Consider the following 19729-nt stretch of genomic DNA (forward strand, 5'->3'; position numbering starts at 1 on the left):
GAGTTAACCAAAATTTCATTTTTCGGAATGAATTGTCTCTTTTTCGAATTCATTTTCACCTTAGTAGTAGATTTTTTGCGCGTCAACTTTTTATATTAAATTGGAACAATTCATTCTAATTAATAAAACTGGATCACATTATTGATAGTTTTTCGTACAAAAAGTGCCGTTAACTTAGAGTGAGCTGTTAATAATCGATGGCATATCACCCATCGCGGCAGTCATGGAAGCTATTAAGAGGGAAGAAAAATGAATGATGCGGAATTGATACCAACGCAACCAGTAAGTGTGAGAGAGTGTTTTGGCATCGACAGCAACCTAACCGTATTGGCGTTTGAACATGCTGGCGAGTATGTACCCAAGGTCGATCCTAACTATTGTTTTGATCCGGAAGTAACGCTAGCGATATTGGCGGGGTTTACCTCTAATCGCCGCACGTTGATACAAGGTACACACGGAACGGGCAAGTCTTCCCACATTGAGCAAATTGCCGCGAGATTGAATTGGCCGTGTTTGAGGATCAACCTAGATGGGCACTTAAGCCGATTGGATTTCATAGGAAAGGACAGCATCGTCATTAAAGATGGAATGCAGGTGACAGAGTTTAAAGAAGGTATTCTTCCGCAAAGTATCCAGCAACCCATCGCTCTGGTATTAGACGAATACGATGCAGGACGACCTGATGTAATGTTTGTGATTCAACAACTCTTAGAACAAGACGGCAAATACACCTCTTTAGAGCAAAACCGAGTGATCACGCCTCACCCTTCTTTTCGCCTATTTGCAACCTGTAACACGCTGGGGTTAGGTAATTTCTCGGGGTTGTATTCCGGTACTCAGGTGCTTAACCATAGCCAACTTGACCGATGGAACATCATCGCCACGCTTAACTATTTAGATCCGCAACACGAAACCAAGATCGTGTTATCCAAGCGCCCAGAGCTGAACAATGAAAGTGGTCAGCAGTTAGTTGAGAAAATGATCGCAACCGCGGGTTTAACGCGAAATGGTTTTAGAGCGGGCGATCTGTCGACGGTAATGTCTCCGAGAACCGTGATCACATGGGCCGAAAATATCCGAATATTCGATAACGTAGCCACGGCATTTAGGCTTTCATTCCTAAACCGTTGTGAAGACGAAGAGAAAGAGTTGGTAAGCGAATATTACTTCCGCTGCTTTGGTGAGGCCCTAGAAACGCCTACTCAGAGTTATGCGCAGTCGGAGTCGTAAACCATGGCCAATGTTTCTTCTCAGCAGAAAAAGATCCTCGACCTTGGTGTGTCTGTCGCTAGAGCGATCAGTGGTGAATTGAACCTGAATTATCGGGGAGAGCGTCTCTATAACGGCAATAGCCCCTGCTATTATCAGTCGGCACACACCAACGATCTCACCTTTGTGTCTCGCCATGAGCTGACAAACAGCAAGCTCTCAATGCAAGGTAAGATCGATTCATCGGCACTGAGACTATTGTTGTCAGATACTGATCTTCACTATTCATTACGACCAAAAAACGAAGTCGAACGTCTGTTATATGATTTCTGCGAACAAGTACGAATCGAGTCACAAGTCCCGTCTTACCTAAAAGGTGTGACTAAGAGCATTCAGTTCAACTTTGCGTATTGGAGCGATCAATACCATCAAAATGGCTTTACTGAATCTCGAATTGGGATGTTGCTGTTCACGCTGATGCAAATCATCCACACCCGCTTAACCAGTGTCCCAGTTTCGGAACTAATTGCCGAAACCATTGAATCGACTCGTGCGGGCATCGTGCCTATTTTCGGAAGCAGCCTAAAGCGCTTGAAGGAACATAGAACCAACCAACAACAGTTTGCTCACTACGCCAATGAACTGGCCTCTTTAGCACAAGAGCTCATCAACCAAGAACAAGAGAGTAATAACTCACTGACACCAACAGTGGAAGAAGACATCAAAATCCTCGCGCAGCTGGCCCTTATCGTTGATGGCGACATTCAAGATGAGGAGGTCGATACCGACATCACAGGCAACAGCAAGGTGTTCGAATTGTCGGGCGCCAATTATCAGGTCTTTAATTCAGAATTTGACCAAGTGGTCGCCGCAGATAAGCTCGTCAGGCGTGCCCTATTACTCGAGCTGAGGCAAAAGCTCACCGATGACATTATGGCGAGACAAGTGAACACCCGCCGCTTAGCCGCTATGCTCACCAACTTTGTTGCGACGCCACAAAAGAATCGACGTCAGGATCATTTAGAAGAAGGCATTGTTAACGCCACTACGATCACCAAGCTCATCACTTCGCCGTTGGATCGTACTGTCTTTTATCAGCCAGAGATTGGCGCATCCCATCAATGTGCCATCACGTTTTTGATGGACTGTTCAGGGTCAATGCAAAAACACAGTCACAAACTCAGCCTACTGATGGATACGATGCTCAAATCGGTTGGACTAGCCAATATCCCTTTTGAAATTATCGGCTTCACCACTAATAACTGGAATGGTGGCAAGGTTTATCGACAGTGGCTCAAGCAAGGTCAACCGAAACACCCAGGTCGTTTAAACGAAGTTCGACATATCGTGTTTAAGGATTTTGATGCGCATTGGAGACGCTCTCGCCTTGGCATTGCTAGCCTTCGCAAAGCCGACATATTTAAAGAAGGGATTGATGGCGAAGCGGTTCAGTTCGCTAGCCAACGCTTGCAACAGCATAGCGCACAGCGAAAGGTGTTGATTGTATTCTCAGACGGCTGCCCGATGGATACCGCCACCAGCACTGCCAACGATCAGTTCTATTTGGACAACCATCTCAAACAAGTGATTGAGCGCGAGTCGGCCAAAAACGGTATTGAGATTCATGGCGTGGGAATGGGAGTAGATTTGAGCCCGTACTACCGCAGTAACATTACTTTAGATATACAAGAGAGCTGCTTGTTTGGGTTATCTAGGAGCATCTTTGAGATGCTAAAGCGTTCTTAAACAGGGAAGATTAGGCTAGCGAACCGCTAGCCTCCTTTGTCGAAAGTGGTTTTACGAAAAGCCAAACAACGACCATGCCGATACGGCCATCAAATACCCACCAATCAACATCAACACCATAAATACCAACTTCCTCAGTTGGTCATTCGACAACGGCGGTGGGAAGCGCCGAGCAAACATAGTTACAAGCGCCACCAAGGGAACAGCAATAGCAGACAACCACAATATGCTCGCTTCCATGTCGCCTGCCGCGTAGACATTGACGGTACGGGACATCGACGTACAAGCGAACACCATCAGCAATGTACTTCGTACCAGATCGAGCGTAAAAGGCTGTCGATAGAGATGATAAACAATCGGTGGACCTGCCATCCCAAACAGCCCTCCCGCTAGCCCAGAACTAAAGCCAGACAATAAGAACGATACGGTTGCCGAGCGATCTTTTCGGGTTTTAGGTTTGAACATAAAGCTCAGACCAGCGAATAACACCATTGCCCCCAATAGCCCTCGCAGGATATGCGTCGCCGACTCGCTCAACTCGTCCAGTAAAAACACGCCCAACGACACGCCGGGGATAATACCGATCACTAACACCACCAGAATCTTGAGTTCCCCAAGCAGCGGCTTACCCATCAACGCGACCAAACAATTAAACAAGGTCACGATACTGACCACGGCGGCAATCACAGGCAACGAAACCAGATTAAGGCTGACCGTAAGACCAATCACGATAATGCCAAGCCCAAACCCCGTGACGGTTTGGAAATAGGTACCTACCGCAATGGTGGCAAGAATGGCGAGTAAAACAGGTAACTCCATTGGCGATCCTAATTAGGTGTTTTTACTTAGTATGAGTGCGAGCTTTAAGTGTAAGCCTCAGTATCTAAACTCAAATTCTGATTCTTCTCTTTCTTTAGCTTCTTGATCTTCTGAAGCGTTTGGATCTTCTTGAGCATCAGCGTCAATATCCGTCGTTGGATTTGCCGTTTTACTTTGCTGTGCTTGCACGGCAGTCACCGCGATTACATTTAAGATATCTTCAGCACTGCACCCTCTGGATAAATCATTGGCAGGTTGATTCAGCCCTTGCAACAACGGACCAATCGCGACCGCACCACCTAGCCTTTCAGCAAGCTTGTAACCGATATTGCCAGCTTCTAAGTTGGGAAATATCAGCACGTTAGATTCGCCCTTCACCTCGGAATCGGGCAGTTTTTTCGCCGCAATTTCAGTCACAATCGCCGCATCGAGTTGAACATCCTGATCAACCGCAATCCCCGGGCAACGCTGCTTCACTAACTGGGCGGCATTACGCACCTTATCGACCGATTCATGCTTAGCACTGCCATTGGTAGAAAACGAGAGCATTGCCACTTTCGGCTCTTCCATCAACAGCGTTTGTGCACTGTTTGATGCCGCCACTGCAATTGATGCAAGTTCAGTTTCATTGGGGTTAATCACCAAGCCACAATCACTGAAAATCATGCCACCTTTAAGGTTATGGAAAGGCTCGCACAACATCATTAAAAAGAAGCTCGATACCAATTCACTGTCTGGTGCTGGCCCAATGATCTGCAGCGCAGCTCGCACCACATCAGACGTGGTATAAACGGCGCCATTGACCGTGCCGTCAACCAGCCCTTCCCTTACCATCAAGTTGGCAAACATCAGTGGGTCTTTAACCTTCCCCAATGCATCTTCATAAGTCATGCCTTTGGCTTTTCTTAACTCATACAGTCGTTCAGCCAACACAGCTTTCAGTGCTGATGTTTGTGGTGAAACAATATGAATGCCCGCGAGGTTAATATGATGCAACTGAGCGGCTTCGATAATCGCCTTTTCATCGCCCACCAGCGTGATATAAGCGAGCTGTTTATCTATCGCTAATCGTGCAGCCTTGAGTACACGAGGATCTTCAGCTTCACTCAAAACCACACGCTTACGATCTAAGTGCGCCTTATCAATAATCCGTTCAATTGCTTTCATCTTTAAAATTCCATTTATTGAGATTTATTGTTCCATAATTTATATTTATATAATTGAAATAATAAAAAAGGTCAAATTTTATTCAGATAATTGAAGAATATTAATTTGGTATGTACACTCTTACACATAGACATATCGCAAGGATGAATCACTGTATGCAAACAGAAACACCACAAGTTCAAGGAGATACGCCCACTCTCCGACTTTTTGCACTATTAGAGGTGATAGCGCAAAAAGACGAGTTTATTTCCCTTCAAGGGCTCGTCGAAGAAACCGGACTGCCGAAACCCACTTTGCACCGTATGCTGCAACAATTAGAATCCGCAGGCATCATTCAAAGAGACGGTGACGAAAAGCATTACAGCTCTGGCATTCGACTCAGAAAGCTTGCTGAAAACCTGCTTTTAAATAGCACCATGCACAGCGCCCGACGCACGATTCTTGAAAATCTAAGAGCAGAAGTCGGTGAGAGTTGCAACCTGACGGCTCTTTCAAGTGGTGAAATCATCTATCTTGATCGTGCAGAAACCGAAGCACCACTTCGCTTCCACCTGCAACCCGGATCTCGCGTTCCTGTGCACTGCTCTGCGACTGGCAAACTGTTTTTGGCTCACATGTCGAAATCACAGCGCAGAAGACTGATTGAAAACGTGCCACTGACTCAGTACACAGTCAAAACCATCACCGACTACTCAGTGTTAGAGCAAGACATCGAAGAAGCGAAGATCCAAGGCTTTGCGATTGATGATGAAGAGTTTCTGCCGGGTTTGGTGTGTATTGCGGTACTCATTCCATCGCCAACCGGCCAATCTAATCTCGGCTTAGCAATCCAAGCACCTGTGATTCGAGTAAAGCCGGATGAAGCAATAAAGTTCTTACCCGCACTTCAAAAAGCAGCAAAAGCGCTAGCGAAAATCGAAGCTGATAATTGGAGTCAGCAATAGACTTTTCTTAAAAAATTTCGAAGTCCATGACTTAGCTGATCATGGATTTCGAAAACTCGAATTTAATAAACAATGATTTTGTATACCTTGCTTTGGTAAACAATGCTTTCACAAACAAGGACTTCAAAACTATCGAATTAACGACCACAATCTGCGACTAATGAACATTTGGTCGAAATGATCTGAACACTCACCAACCCGCATATCAGCAACACGTCTAAAGTAATCACAACAAAGGAATCACGATGCTAAACATTAAGAACCAGCACTTACTCTCTTTTATGGTGACAGAAGCGAACAACGCAGTTGCAGTCACAAATCCAGCAACGGGTGAACTCATCGGACACGCACCGGTATCATCAGAAACAGAGTTAGCAAGCGCGATTGAACGAGCTCATGTAGCGCAGAAAGAGTGGGCAAAGGTTCCAGCTAAATCTCGAGCTGCATCACTGCACCGTTGGCACCAGCTAATCATTGAGAATAAAGAAGACCTTGCTCGAATCATGACGATTGAACAGGGTAAACCGTTAGCAGAAGCGGCAGGTGAAGTGGTATATGGTGCGAGCTTCATTGAGTGGTTCGCAGAAGAAGCCAAGCGCACTTATGGTGATTCCATTCCTAGCACAGTCGCAGGCAAACGCTTGGTGACTATCAAGCAACCTATCGGAGTCGCGTGTGCCATTACGCCATGGAACTTCCCTGTTGCAATGATCACTCGTAAAGCAGCGCCTGCATTAGCTGCCGGTTGTAGCTTTGTCGTGAAACCTTCAGATGAGACACCGCTTTCCGCATTTGCTGTGGTCGAACTGGCTTACCAAGCGGGTATTCCTAAGGATCTACTCCAAGTCGTATTAGGTGATAGCCCAGAACAGATTGGTGAGCTATTCACATCACACCCACTGATCAAAAAGATCTCTTTTACAGGCTCTACTCGTGTGGGCAGTATTTTGATGGCTCAAGCTGCAAAAGGCATCAAGCGTACCTCTATGGAACTCGGCGGCAATGCACCTTTTATTGTGTTTGACGATGCAGACATCGACGCTGCAGTTCAAGGCGCAATGGTCTCGAAATTCCGCAATGCTGGCCAAACTTGCGTTTGTGCAAACCGATTCTATGTTCACAGTAAAGTGTACGATGAGTTCGTTGCTAAATTTGATCAAGCCGTTCAACAACTTAAGATTGGTAACGGCTTAGATGAAGGTGTAACCATAGGCCCTGTTGTCAGCCGGAATGCCAAGAACAATATCCAAGCATTAATAGACCGAGCGATTGAACAAGGAGCTGAGCCTGTTACTCCAATTAAGGATCTTGATGGGCTTTTCCTTCAGCCTGTCATTCTTAAAGATGTGAAACACAGTATGGACATTGTTCAACAAGAGATCTTTGGCCCAGTCGCACCTGTGATGAAATTCGACACTGATGAGGAACTCATCGAGATGGCGAACGATACTATTTATGGTTTGGCGTCTTACTTCTACAGCCAGAATATCCACCGAGTGTGGAACATTGCAGAAGCGCTTGAGTACGGTATGGTCGGTATTAATGATGGCCTAATCTCAACCGAGGTAGCGCCTTTTGGTGGCGTAAAACAATCAGGTATTGGCCGTGAAGGTGCTAAAGAAGGCATCGATGAGTACATGGACATTAAATACTTATGTTTTGGTAGTAACTAGGATTTAGTAGCAATTAGGTTTCGGCGTTAACCAAGATTCAGAAGCACTTAAATCTTAGTGAGCACTAACCTGGCCCACTCTCCCCCCTTCCCACCACAAAAATGAATCAAAAAAAAACCGCGCTATAAAAGCGCGGCACCTTGGGCTCGGTTAAAGGGGGTTTCTTTTTTTAGTATTTTACATTCTCTGTTTTTGTTATTCGGTTGCTTCGCTATTCCTGCGCTTTCAGCTTTAGACGCATCGCGTGCAGCACTGGCTCGGTATAACCACTCGGCTGAGCACAGCCTTCAAATACCAACTGGCACGCTGCTGAAAACGCAATGCTGTTTTCAAAATCAGGCGCCATATTTTGGTAGCTTGGATCCCCTGCATTTTGTTCATCAACCACTGCTGCCATGCGCTTCATGGTTTTCATTACTTGGGCTTCCTCGCAAATGCCGTGACGTAACCAGTTAGCGATGTGTTGGCTTGAAATTCGCAGCGTTGCACGGTCTTCCATTAATCCCACATCGTTAATATCAGGCACTTTCGAACAACCTACGCCTTGGTCAATCCAACGAACTACGTAACCAAGAATACCTTGCGTATTGTTGTCCAGTTCGTTTTGGATATCTTGAGCAGTCAGCTTTTGATTGCCTAACAATGGGATAGTAAGAATATCGTCAACATTTGCTCTCACACGCTCACGAAGCTCTTTCTGACGGCTAGGAACACTCACCTTGTGATAGTGCAAGGCATGCAGAGTCGCCGCAGTTGGAGAAGGAACCCAAGCGGTATTGGCACCGGCTTGTGGGTGTCCAATTTTCGCGTCCATCATCTTCGCCATGTTATCTGGTTCTGGCCACATACCTTTACCAATCTGGGCTTTACCTTGCAGGCCACAAGCTAAGCCAAGATCAACGTTTTGATCTTCGTACGCGCCAATCCAAGTCATGGTTTTAAGCTGTGTTTTAGGAGCAAACGGACCCGCTTCCATACTAGTGTGGATCTCATCACCCGTTCGATCTAGGAAACCTGTGTTGATAAACACGACACGGTCTTTGGCTGCGCGAATACACTCTTTCAAGTTCACAGAGGTACGACGCTCTTCGTCCATAATGCCGACTTTAATGGTGAAGCGTTCTAAACCTAGTGCATCCTCAATGCGACCAAACAACTCATTGGTGAAAGCCACTTCTTCAGGGCCATGCATTTTAGGCTTTACAATATTGATGCTGTTCGCGGTCGAGTTTTGGTAAGGGCTATTACCCTTTAAATCGTGCATCGCGATGAGCGAGGTAACCATGCCATCCATGATACCTTCAGGCACTTCATTACCTTCAGCATCAATAATAGCAGGGTTAGTCATTAGGTGGCCCACATTGCGTATGAACAACATGCTGCGACCTTTAAGTGAGATTTCACCACCCGTCACACTGGTGTATTGACGATCGGGGTTAAGATTACGAACAATGGTTTTACCGTTTTTCTCTAGCGACTCTTGAAGGTCACCCTTCATTAAACCTAACCAGTTTCGGTAAGCCAATGCTTTGTCTTCACCGTCAACCGCAGCAACCGAATCTTCGCAATCCATAATCGTGGTCAGTGCCGATTCCACCAGTACATCTTTAATACCCGCCACATCGACGCTGCCAATCGGCGCACTCGGGTCGATTTGAATTTCGATATGAAGGTTATTGTGTTTAAGAAGAATGCACGAAGGTGAACTTGCGTCACCTTGATAGCCAATGAACTGGTTGCTATCTATGAGAGTGACTTCTTCACCGTTATCGAGTGTCGCTATCAGCTTATTGCCGACGCTCGCGTTACTGATGCTGTATTTGGTCACGTCTTTATGAGAGACACCGTTTAGTGGTGCAGCGTCATCAAGGAAACCTCGAGCGTAGCTCACCACTTTAGCACCGCGTACAGGGTTAAAGCTTCCGCCCTTTTCCGCGCCGTCACTTTCACTGATGACATCGGTTCCATAGAGCGCATCGTATAAACTACCCCAACGCGCGTTGGCCGCGTTAAGCGCAAAACGTGCATTCATAATAGGTACAACAAGCTGCGGACCCGCTTGTGTTGCAATTTCAGGCTCAACGCTGGCGGTCGTAACTTGAAAGTCATCGCCCTCAGCAACTAGGTAGCCAATCTGCTGTAAGAACTGTTTGTACTCGGCAGCATCTAGCGTTTGTCCCGCACGCTCTTGGTGCCAAACGTCAATTTGATGTTGAAGATCTTCACGCTTGATAAGTAAGGCACGGTTCTTTGGTGCCAGATCTTTAAGGATGGCTGCGAAAGATTGCCAAAAGTCCTCTGCGACTATGCCTGTTCCAGGAATGACCTGTTCATTAATCAATTGGTAGAGGGTGCTATCAATGCTCAAGCTTCCCTGTTGAATACGACTGCTCATAAAATCTCTCTCAAATTAACCGCTGACTACTAAATAAATTTACGTAACTGACGAAAATTTAGCTAATTTATGCCGCTTATATTGGATATTCACAAAAGAAATACCACAAAAACTGTGTTATCCCGTCACACCACTTTCGATTTCATTGGCGACACTTTTGATCAAGCGACGCATCCACTGGTGGTCTGGATTGGTTTGTAACAAGGGGCTCCACGCCATCTTTACTTCAAAAGGTTCAATAGCAAATGGGGCTGGTTTGATTAACAAATTAGGGTTGTTGCGCTGCAATTGCGCCGCTTTAGTAGGAATAGTAAGGATCAAGTTCTTCTGTTGTGCGAAAAGAATCGCCGACAGGTAGTGTCGAGTAAATACCGTGATATTGCGGGTTTTACCAATGCGCATTAACGCTTCATCTATCCAACCGAGCTTTTGTGCTTCACTGGGGTTGATTCCCACTCCGGTTCCCATCCCCGTCTTACTTACCCAGATATGTTGCGCCTTTAAATAAGACAAAATATCAAAGTTATCGGCAATTGGATTATCACAGCTAAATAGGCAAGAGAACCCGTCGTGCCAAAGGCTCATCTGGTGAAACGACTGTGGGATGTCGTCAAAACGGTTGATGATTATATCAACAGTACCTTGCTCTACATCCTGATAACTCACGTCACTTGGCGTCATGATATCCAGTCGTATTTTCGGTGCTATCTCACTTAACCTTTTCAGAAGAGGTTGAATAATGGTCGATTCAGCATAGTCACTCGCCATGATACGAAACACGCGTTCACTGTCTTCTGCATTAAACTCTGTGGTCGGCTGGAGTGTCTTTTCTACATTCGCCAAGATGTTTCTAATCAGCGGTTGCAACTTTTGCGCTCGCTCGGTCGGCACCATCCCTTCACTGGTTCTCACCAATAGTGGATCTTCAAACAGATCACGCAATCGGCGCAATCCATTACTCATGGCTGGTTGAGTTATTCCTAATTGATTTGCCGCTCGTGTAACGTTTCTTTCACGTAGCAACATGTCTAAATACACAAGCAAATTAAGGTCTATACGAGCAATATTCATAAGAAAAATACCGAATATAATAACTATAAATTAACAAAATTATCACATGTGTGGTTATTCTTTGTCCATAGCAAAGTTTTAATCCAAGCCAATTTGGCAACCATACCCCACGTGAAACTAAGGAATAGTTATGTCGCAAATTACACAAGATATCGAAATGATAGAAGTTGCAAAAAGCGCTGCAGGTGCTCCATGGGATGCAATCAATGCTGAATCTGCTGCTCGTATGCGAGCTCAAAACAAATTCAAAACAGGTCTAGATATCGCGCAATACACGGCAGATATCATGCGTGCGGATATGGAGGCTTACGATAAAGACAGCTCTCAATACACTCAGTCTTTAGGTTGCTGGCATGGTTTTATCGGTCAACAAAAGCTGATTTCTATTAAGAAGCACTTTGATGGCAAGACAGATCGCCGCTACCTATACCTTTCTGGTTGGATGGTTGCTGCACTTCGCTCAGACTTTGGTCCACTTCCAGACCAATCAATGCATGAAAAAACATCGGTTGCAGGCCTAGTAGAAGAACTATACACATTCCTGCGCCAAGCTGATGCACGTGAACTGGGTGGTTTATTCCGTGAGCTAGACGCTGCACGTGAAGCGGGCGATGTTAACCAACAAGACCTTATCCAAGACAAAATCGACAATCACGTAACACACGTGGTGCCAATCATTGCAGATATCGATGCAGGTTTCGGTAACGCAGAAGCGACCTACCTAATGGCTAAGCAGATGATTGAAGCGGGCGCATGTTGTCTACAAATTGAAAACCAAGTTGCCGATGAGAAGCAATGTGGTCACCAAGACGGCAAAGTAACGGTTCCACATGCTGACTTCCACGCAAAACTTCGCGCACTTCGTTACGCCTTCCTTGAACTAGGCATCGACAACGGCATCATTGTTGCTCGTACCGATTCTCAAGGTGCTGGTCTAACAAAAGAAATCGCAGTAGTGAAAGAGCCGGGCGACCAAGGTGATATCTACAACTCATACCTAGATGTTGAAGAAATTGATGTTGCTGATATGGCAGAAGGCGACGTTTGCTTTAACCGTGACGGCAAACTAGTTCGACCTAAGCGTCTACCTTCAGGCTTATACCAATTCCGTCAAGGTACTGGTGAAGATCGTTGTGTATTTGACTGTATTGAAGCAATCAACGCAGGTGCTGACCTTCTTTGGATTGAGACTGAGAAACCACACATCGGTCAAATCAAAGAGATGATGGATGGCGTACGTGAAGTACACCCTAATGCGAAACTTGTTTACAACAACTCTCCATCATTCAACTGGACGCTAAACTTCCGTCAGCAAGCTTACGATGCGATGGTAGCAGAAGGTAAGGATGTATCAGCTTACGACCGTGCAAGCCTAATGAGCGCGGAATACGACGAATCAGAACTGTCTGCAAGCGCTGACGAGAAGATTCGCACATTCCAAGCAGACGCGTCTCGTGAAGCGGGTATTTTCCACCACTTGATTACACTGCCTACTTACCACACTGCAGCGCTGTCTACTGACAACCTCGCGAAAGAGTACTTCGGCGACCAAGGCATGTTGGGCTACGTTGCGAACGTTCAACGTAAAGAAATCCGCCAAGGCATCGCATGTGTTAAACACCAAAACATGTCTGGTTCAGATATGGGTGATGACCATAAAGAGTACTTTGCTGGTGAGAACGCACTAAAAGCAGCAGGTGAAGCGAATACATCGAACCAATTTGATTAATCGCTAACACGAAAGCCTCCCTCGTCCTTCTCTCTTACTTAGGTAAGATCCGGGGGAAGGCTTTGAGATAAAGCTACTACTGCCAGCTTTATCTCAAAGCCTCAGATTTGTGTTCCACACCACGGTTAACCAAACAACTTCTGTTTAAGCTAACTGTATTCAAGTTTTTTGAGATTCCTGTTTGTTGATATTTCTTTTGATTGAGAGTGCCTATGACTTCAATACCTAAACACCTACAAGATGCAAAAACGCTGCTATCAGAAAATGGTTTCGCGACGGGTGATACTTGGTATCACGGTACATCTTCAGCTTTACTCGCTTCTATTCAAGGCCAAGGACTAAAGCGCTCTGGAGACAAAGCCCTCAACGAAGCGGCTTCAAAAACCATGGCGACCATCGGCAATAACTACACCGAATCGGTTGAACCAGTGTTTCTAACTCAGAGTAAAGAGCTGGCGTATTACTGGGCGCAACAAACCGTTCGTGAGCGAGGTGTTCGCTTCGAAGGTGAAGAACACCCTATCGTGTTAGCGGTAAACCTATCTGAAAAGCAACGAGCTAAAGTAAGACCGGACGTGGGTGCGATGAGCCTGTTAATGATGAGTGTGGGTGAACAGTTCATGGCTCACATGGCTAAGGTTTATCAAGAGAACAACATCGCAGGCCCTGATATTGAACTTCGCACTGCTGATCGTATGGATTACTTGAACAAGCTGGGTATGGCTTACATTGATGAAGACATCAGCCGAGCTTGTATTCAAGAGTTAGCTGTCCCCGAGCTGGCCAACTAAAAACGTTCAATAATCAGTCTTCTTAAAAACAAAAATGGCTCCCAATACGGAGCCATTTTCATTTGCTATCAAGCCTATCTCACAAGGTACAGAAGCCTCTAGATTATGAACACAAACGACCTTTCTGTGCAGGTCGCGTCATTTCGATGTCACCTTGTAGAGAACGGTAAACGATGGTGTTCCACACTTCACCATTATCCATCTCAAACTCAATAGCATAGTTCAAACCCGCGACGACTTGAGTTCGAACACTCAAGATCTGCTTGAGCTCAGCTGAAGTGTTCATTTGGCCAAGAACTGCGTCTAAAGCTTGCTTAGCTTCTGGTGTAATATCGCTTTGCGACCAACCACCAGTTAGGTTTTTAGTGCTACAGATCGGATTCGCAGTCTCTTGTGGCTGAATTGGTACCTCAGATTTCTGACTACATCCAGCTAACGCAGCGACACTAAACAAGGTTGCTACTCCAAGTAATGATGTTAATCGTACTTTCTTCATAAATTCTCTCTACCTCAATCATTCACGAGGGAATACTCGCAATAATGTTTCATATGTAGGCAAGCTTAAACCTCAAATGTCAACACTTCATCAGAGATTATGGTGTAACTACTCTATAAACACAGAAGATTGTCAGGAAAACAAAGCCGAGTATTCTGGCTCGGGGTTATCCACCTGATATTTAAATCATTAAAATGGGTAGCGAGGGAGTAAGCGAGTATAAGACAGACACAACCCATCAGTTGATCACATGCTTCAAGGTTGAGGCATTTCCATCGCGATTAATAAGGTTAGCTCATCTTGATATGAATTATGATATTGGTTCAAAAAAACAGAGAATTCGCATTATTTTATAAATTCAAAAGTATATTCTCGACTTAATCATTATTTAATCCAGCATTATGGAAGAGAGTACAAGCTATTGATAATAGTATATTTTATTCATCCATAAACTGATTCAAATATGACAAAGCTTTGTTGTTAAGGGTGAACGCAAGTAGTAGAATTTCGTCCGATTATGCAACTTACCTCTCACATCATGGACACAAGTAAAGTTACGATTAGCTCGCTCAAAGTAACGTAACTTCAAACACATACTTAAAATCAGTGTCCTGTAGATAGCGGCAGATCGTATAAAAATAATTATATAAACCTAGGCTAGGTTAAACATGAAATTAACGTCGTCTTTAGGCTCGCTGTTGGCTAGCAGTCTGTCTATCGAAAAGAAACAACAAGCGCTGATCGAGCTCGTGATCAACACTTATCAGCCACAAGATCGCACTGCACTTTTCCAAACCGTCACAGACTACCGTAGACGACTATTGGAATCGTTCTTCCCAGAACATCAACACAAAAGCCTCTCCGTTTTATTTGAATTGATGGACTATCGCGATCTCATTCAACGCTATCCAAGCAGTTTATCGACCGAGATGGCATTGTTAGAGGAAGCGGCAGGTCAGTGTTACATGCATTGGTTAGACTTTTGGTGCGAATGCGAAATTGCTGCCATTAAGGCAAAGTCGCCGCTCGATAGTCGTTCACCCTCTGGTATCGATCTTCCCATTAAAGACAGCGCTTATTACAGTGCGATCATCGATCAGATAGAAGATGATCAACTTGTGGTACAAACACCCAGTCACCCACAAGGAATGCCTATCAGTGATGCCATCGCTTTAAGCAACCTTGAGGTTTTCATCAAGGGTGAAAAATGGTTTGAGATGCTGCCTTTATTACACCTGTCACAAACGGGTAAGCACTTTATCCTGCTCAAACACCCAGACGATGAAGCCTTCCCAACATTAGTTTCTTCCGCCTTGATTCAAGATTGGTCAAAAAATGAAACCTGGCTAAGCTATGCGCCGCCATTCAGCAATGATCACTGGCAATACTGCTTACCAAATCATGGTTACGATTCACTTTCAGGGTTACAGCTATTCACGCCACCGATATTGTCAAAATGTGACTCTCTGCCAAAATTCGATAATCAGTTTCAGTTACAACTATCCGAAACTCGAGCCATATGTGAAGTTCTGCGCTTAACCGTCAGTGGAAATACCCAACAAAAACTCTACTTCCTCTATCTCGCTCAAAAAGAGCTGATGAGCGTCTTACATCAAGTTGGCTACAAAATTGGCTTCACCATCATTGAACAACCTTTCATGCTTCAGTTTTATCAAGCTATTGACCCAAAAGCGTATTTCCATTCGGGATATTACGAATTGAACGATGACGGCACCACCATTTACCGTGGCTTTTGGAATTTCGAATTGATGGTCAACGTATTTAATGACACCGACTTCAAAGGCTACAAACGCGCCGTGCGTAACAGCAGAAAACTTAACTCTGTTCAACAACCAGTTTCTCTGCAACAACCAAGCTCGGTAAATAAGGACGAACATGTTTGATTTCGGCTTAGAAGCCATCATCCACGCCAAAGCGATAACGCTTCTTGCGACGGTTGTTGTAGTCGTGATGTGGTTACTCTACTATTGCTACCGTCTGAAACTAAAGAGCGAAGCGATCGCAGGTACACACCACGTTGCCTACATCGCCTATTCGGTCTGTATTGTGGCGTGGATCAGCAGTAATGCGTATTTCCATACCGACTTATTATCAGAGCTTGGGCCGTCAGCAGCTGTGTTTGCAGCCAAATTTGCCAACCTCGCCTCCTTCTTTGCGTTTGCCTTCGCGTATTACTTCTCGTGTCAGCTTGCCGCCGAGCAACGCAACGGTAAGGTGCACCTATGGCAACAAGCGATTTTCGTCACTCTAACCGTCTACTCCTTGTTTATTAATTTAAGTCCGGGCTTAACCGTTGAAGACGTTATCATTGTTGGTCCAAGTCAGTTCGTGATTGAATTTGGCCCGCACACTTCGTACTTCTTCATCGGCATGATCAGCTTTGTGGTACTGACACTGGGTAACCTAGTGGCAATGCGCGCCAACAGCAGCAAGCTCACGCTGACCAAAACCAGCTATATGATTGCAGGTATCTTGGTGTTCATGTTGTCCACAGCAACGATCCACCTAGGTATGACTTACTTCTTGCGTGATTTCTCACTGACTTGGCTACCACCAGCCTTGTCTATTAGTGAGATGTTGTTCGTTGGGTATGCCCTGCTGACATCTCGTTTCTACAGCGTGAAATACCTTGCGTACATGAGCCTGAACGCCCTGTTAGTGTGTGCTATTCTAGTGATACCGTTTGGTGCGATATTCATCCCGCTGACCGAAGATAATCAATGGCTAATCGCCATTCCAATCTGCGCGCTAATAGGCATTACTTGGCATGTACTTTATAAACGTGTGAGCCGTTATGCCTCCTTCTTTGTCTACGGGAACAAGACAACACCAGTACAGCAAATCCTTGCTTTAGAAGAAGATTTCAAGCTATCAATTGATGATGCGATGCGTCGTTTGGGTAGCCTACTTCAAATCCCAGAAGACAAACTGCGCCTTGTTAACAGCAACTACAACGAGACTTTCTACGAAGACTACCTGTCGACCAGCAAGTCTGTTTTAGTGTTCGACGAACTGTCTGAAGAGCTCGATTACACTGCGCCAGCAAAACGTTCTATCAATGCGCTCTATGAAAAGATGAGTTCTAACAACACGGCCTTGGTAATGCCTCTGTTTGGTCAGGGAAAGTCGGTCACGCACTTGTTGGTGTCATCGCACAAGAGCAACGATCAGATGTTCTCTAACGAAGAGATTTCTGCACTGCAAACCTTGTTAACTCGTGTGCAAAGTACCATCGAAGCGGATAGACGCATTCGCCAAAGTCGTGCTCTGGCTAACTCCATTGCCCATGAGATGCGTAACCCGCTTGCTCAAGTGCAACTGCACTTCGAAGTACTAAAGCAGCACATCGACAACCAAGCGCCAGCAAAACAGATCCTACTTGATATCGAAAACGGCCAAGCTGCAATTCAACGCGGCCGACAGCTGATTGATATCATCTTGCGTGAGGTCAGTGATAGTTCACCTGAGCATGGTCCGGTGACAATGACCTCTATCCACAAAGCTGTCGATCAAGCAGTAAGCCACTATGGCTTTGAAAACGAGAAGATAATCGAACGTATTCGCTTACCACAACATGCTGATTTTGTTGTAAAGCTAAATGAAACCCTATTCAACTTCGTTATTTTCAACCTAATACGCAATGCGATTTATTACTTTGATTCGTATCCAGATAGCCAGATCGAAATCAGCACCAAAATAGACTCTTACGAGAACGTTTTAATATTCCGAGATACCGGCCCCGGCATAGATGAAGCGATTGCTCACAAGATCTTTGATGACTTCTTCTCTTACCAAAAAAGTGGTGGTAGCGGCTTAGGGCTAGGCTATTGCCAACGTGTAATGCGTTCATTTGGTGGCAGAGTTGAGTGCCATTCTAAACTTGGTGAGTTTACTGAGTTCCACCTGTACTTCCCTGTGGTACCGAATGCTCCCAAAGCAGATGCGCTTCGTACACCTTATTTCAATGATTGGAAACACAACCAAACGACTACTCAAGATAAAACCTGCGCTGATACCCAACCAACAAGTTCGCGAGAATCTGAGAGCCATTTAGCACCTACCGTGCTCATCGTTGATGACAAAGAGGTGCAACGCACACTTGTTCAGATGTATTTGAGCCGACTTGGCGTTAACAGTTTACAAGCCAAAAATGGCGAAAATGCTGTTGAGTTGTTCAGAACACACAAAGTTGATTTGATCTTAATGGACGTGCAAATGCCGATAATGAATGGTTTTGACGCAAGCCAAATCATCAAGGCACGCTCTCCTCAAACGCCAATCATTGCTTTGTCCGGCGAATCAGGACAACGTGAATTAGAGATGATCAATCAGTTAATGGATGGTCGACTTGAAAAGCCAACGTCTTTGAATGCATTGCAGCACGTACTCGATAACTGGCTTGAGAAAGACTGGGCGTCAAATGCTTCCAAAGAAGCCGAAGGTGAAGAGTAGATGGCTAACAAGTAAATTAACGACTGATTAAAAATCCCCTCAAGAAAGGTTCTTGAGGGGGTTTTTATTTTGGGATATTTCAGCTATTCGAAGAGATACTAAAGCTCTTTAATCTCAATTTGACGCAACGTTTCCATATACTCTAAAGTTTCATCCACATCGACTGGCTCGTACAAACGTAATACGCCAGCCCAACCTTCAGACACTTCAAAATCATAAGCTGCACCGGTACCACAGTTGAATGTGACAGACACTGTGCCATCACCGTTATCACGCATGGATTCGCCAGAAGCATAGAAGTGCTCAGAGTCGATCCAACCATCCGCTCCATAAGTGGTTAGAGAGTAGTAACCACCGCGCCCCTCAAAGTCCAAATTTGGCGTTGGAATCGTCCACTCTTGGCAGGTCGTCTTACCTTGACCTGGCACGCGCTCTAGGTATTGCGCTGTATCGGCTGGTAGCCCTGCGTAACCAAATGCCGTCACGTATTTGAAGTGGTGGTCTTCTACGTCATCCAAAGTCGCACCAAATCCCTTTAACCCTTCAATAGGCGCGCCGTGTTTCATTACATTGTTGATCAGTTTTAAACGGTAATTTTCAACATCACTAGGGTTATAGCCTTTACCTTGATAAGGCTTATCTGAATTCGCTTTGATAGAAAGCAGACTTTGGCGACGTTTGGTATCTTCGATAGAATCTGCGATACGTGTTCTGGCTAGTACATGAACATGTGTACCTGTCGTCAAGTCACTAGCTGTTAGGTTAAGTGTTTCACCACGACGAACCACCTTATGCACCAGATGATTTTCGTCCATGATATGGATGATTTGGAAATAGTCGTTGTCTTCTGCGGGCACATGGAACGTTGCACCTTCTGATACATCAACAACCATCGTCGAGTAAACAACATCACGATTTGAACGAATCACAGTTTGTGTATCTTTTGAGACTGGTTCGGCGTGCAACCAATGGTTTACACCGACCTTATTTTGGAGACCAAGAAAGTTCCAATCTGACTCCGCTTCTGGGTAGTTATCCCAATTAACACCACCAACAGCAGTATGATCATAAACAGATGAACTGTTGTTATCCGCAGCTGTTGCGCCAAATGCAGTTAATGCTAATAGCGTCACTAACGTCGTTTTCTTCATAATGATTACTCATGTCTGTTTCGATGAGCTCAGTATGTAGACACTTCATGATATACTCCAATCGA

General features: G+C 45.1%; 14 protein-coding genes and 1 pseudogene. 8 read left to right on the plus strand and 7 right to left on the minus strand.

The features are described from left to right. Positions 1 to 249: 249 nt before the first annotated feature. Together OC193_RS21365 and OC193_RS21370 are read left to right on the plus strand one after the other, a co-directional pair. Positions 250 to 1230 (plus strand): AAA family ATPase, encoded by a 981-nt coding sequence (locus OC193_RS21365; RefSeq protein WP_048662395.1) that lies wholly within the window; start codon positions 250 to 252, stop codon positions 1228 to 1230. A 3-nt stretch (positions 1231 to 1233) separates the two neighbouring features. Beyond that, positions 1234 to 2955: a cobaltochelatase CobT-related protein gene (locus OC193_RS21370; RefSeq protein ID WP_048662396.1), complete on the plus strand. Its 1722-nt coding sequence runs from the start codon at positions 1234 to 1236 to the stop codon at positions 2953 to 2955. A 51-nt stretch (positions 2956 to 3006) separates the two neighbouring features. On the opposite strand, the gene OC193_RS21375 is transcribed toward OC193_RS21370, so the two are convergent. Continuing rightward, positions 3007 to 3774 carry a sulfite exporter TauE/SafE family protein gene (locus OC193_RS21375; protein ID WP_048662398.1) on the minus strand — a complete coding sequence of 256 codons (768 nt, stop codon included), beginning with the start codon at positions 3772 to 3774 and terminating at the stop codon, positions 3007 to 3009. Positions 3775 to 3831: 57 nt separating this feature from the next. Further along, positions 3832 to 4941 carry a phosphate acetyltransferase gene (gene pta, locus OC193_RS21380; protein ID WP_048662400.1) on the minus strand — a complete coding sequence of 370 codons (1110 nt, stop codon included), beginning with the start codon at positions 4939 to 4941 and terminating at the stop codon, positions 3832 to 3834. A gap of 155 nt (positions 4942 to 5096) precedes the next feature. Between pta and OC193_RS21385 the strand changes: the two genes are divergently transcribed. Then, positions 5097 to 5885: an IclR family transcriptional regulator gene (locus OC193_RS21385; RefSeq protein ID WP_048661074.1), complete on the plus strand. Its 789-nt coding sequence runs from the start codon at positions 5097 to 5099 to the stop codon at positions 5883 to 5885. A gap of 245 nt (positions 5886 to 6130) precedes the next feature. Further along, complete coding sequence (locus OC193_RS21390) at positions 6131 to 7558, plus strand: NAD-dependent succinate-semialdehyde dehydrogenase (RefSeq protein ID WP_048661073.1); 1428 nt, start codon at positions 6131 to 6133, stop codon at positions 7556 to 7558. 211 nt (positions 7559 to 7769) lie between these two features. Here the strand turns inward: OC193_RS21390 and OC193_RS21395 are convergent, their stop codons facing one another. After that, the gene (locus OC193_RS21395) at positions 7770 to 9953 is read right to left on the minus strand and encodes a malate synthase G (RefSeq protein WP_048661072.1); all 2184 of its coding nucleotides are present in this window, start codon (positions 9951 to 9953) and stop codon (positions 7770 to 7772) included. A 117-nt stretch (positions 9954 to 10070) separates the two neighbouring features. Next, the gene (locus tag OC193_RS21400; RefSeq protein ID WP_019825141.1) at positions 10071 to 11024 is read right to left on the minus strand and encodes a LysR family transcriptional regulator; all 954 of its coding nucleotides are present in this window, start codon (positions 11022 to 11024) and stop codon (positions 10071 to 10073) included. A 130-nt stretch (positions 11025 to 11154) separates the two neighbouring features. Between OC193_RS21400 and OC193_RS21405 the strand changes: the two genes are divergently transcribed. Together OC193_RS21405 and OC193_RS21410 are read left to right on the plus strand one after the other, a co-directional pair. Further along, complete coding sequence (locus tag OC193_RS21405; RefSeq protein WP_048662401.1) at positions 11155 to 12753, plus strand: isocitrate lyase; 1599 nt, start codon at positions 11155 to 11157, stop codon at positions 12751 to 12753. 212 nt (positions 12754 to 12965) lie between these two features. Further along, the gene (locus OC193_RS21410; protein WP_048662402.1) at positions 12966 to 13544 is read left to right on the plus strand and encodes a hypothetical protein; all 579 of its coding nucleotides are present in this window, start codon (positions 12966 to 12968) and stop codon (positions 13542 to 13544) included. Between the two features lie 103 nt (positions 13545 to 13647). Here OC193_RS21410 and OC193_RS21415 read toward each other — a convergent pair whose 3' ends face one another. Then, positions 13648 to 14040 carry a cystatin family protein gene (locus tag OC193_RS21415; protein WP_048662403.1) on the minus strand — a complete coding sequence of 131 codons (393 nt, stop codon included), beginning with the start codon at positions 14038 to 14040 and terminating at the stop codon, positions 13648 to 13650. A 668-nt stretch (positions 14041 to 14708) separates the two neighbouring features. Here OC193_RS21415 and OC193_RS21420 point away from each other — a divergent pair. Together OC193_RS21420 and luxN are read left to right on the plus strand one after the other, a co-directional pair. Then, positions 14709 to 15944: an acyl-homoserine-lactone synthase gene (locus OC193_RS21420; protein ID WP_048661067.1), complete on the plus strand. Its 1236-nt coding sequence runs from the start codon at positions 14709 to 14711 to the stop codon at positions 15942 to 15944. Next, positions 15937 to 18513: a quorum-sensing autoinducer 1 sensor kinase/phosphatase LuxN gene (luxN, locus tag OC193_RS21425; protein WP_048662404.1), complete on the plus strand. Its 2577-nt coding sequence runs from the start codon at positions 15937 to 15939 to the stop codon at positions 18511 to 18513. Before OC193_RS21420 ends, luxN begins: the two co-directional genes overlap by 8 nt. 98 nt (positions 18514 to 18611) lie before the next feature. Here luxN and OC193_RS21430 read toward each other — a convergent pair whose 3' ends face one another. Together OC193_RS21430 and OC193_RS21435 are read right to left on the minus strand one after the other, a co-directional pair. Further along, on the minus strand, positions 18612 to 18887 hold the full coding sequence (locus OC193_RS21430) for a hypothetical protein (RefSeq protein ID WP_048661167.1): 276 nt from the start codon (positions 18885 to 18887) through the stop codon (positions 18612 to 18614). A gap of 441 nt (positions 18888 to 19328) precedes the next feature. After that, positions 19329 to 19664 (minus strand): annotated as a pseudogene (locus tag OC193_RS21435) (DUF1254 domain-containing protein); the annotation flags it as partial. Positions 19665 to 19729 lie beyond the last annotated feature (65 nt).

The sequence above is a fragment of the Vibrio crassostreae genome (assembly GCF_024347415.1).
GTDB classification, from domain to species: domain Bacteria; phylum Pseudomonadota; class Gammaproteobacteria; order Enterobacterales; family Vibrionaceae; genus Vibrio; species Vibrio crassostreae.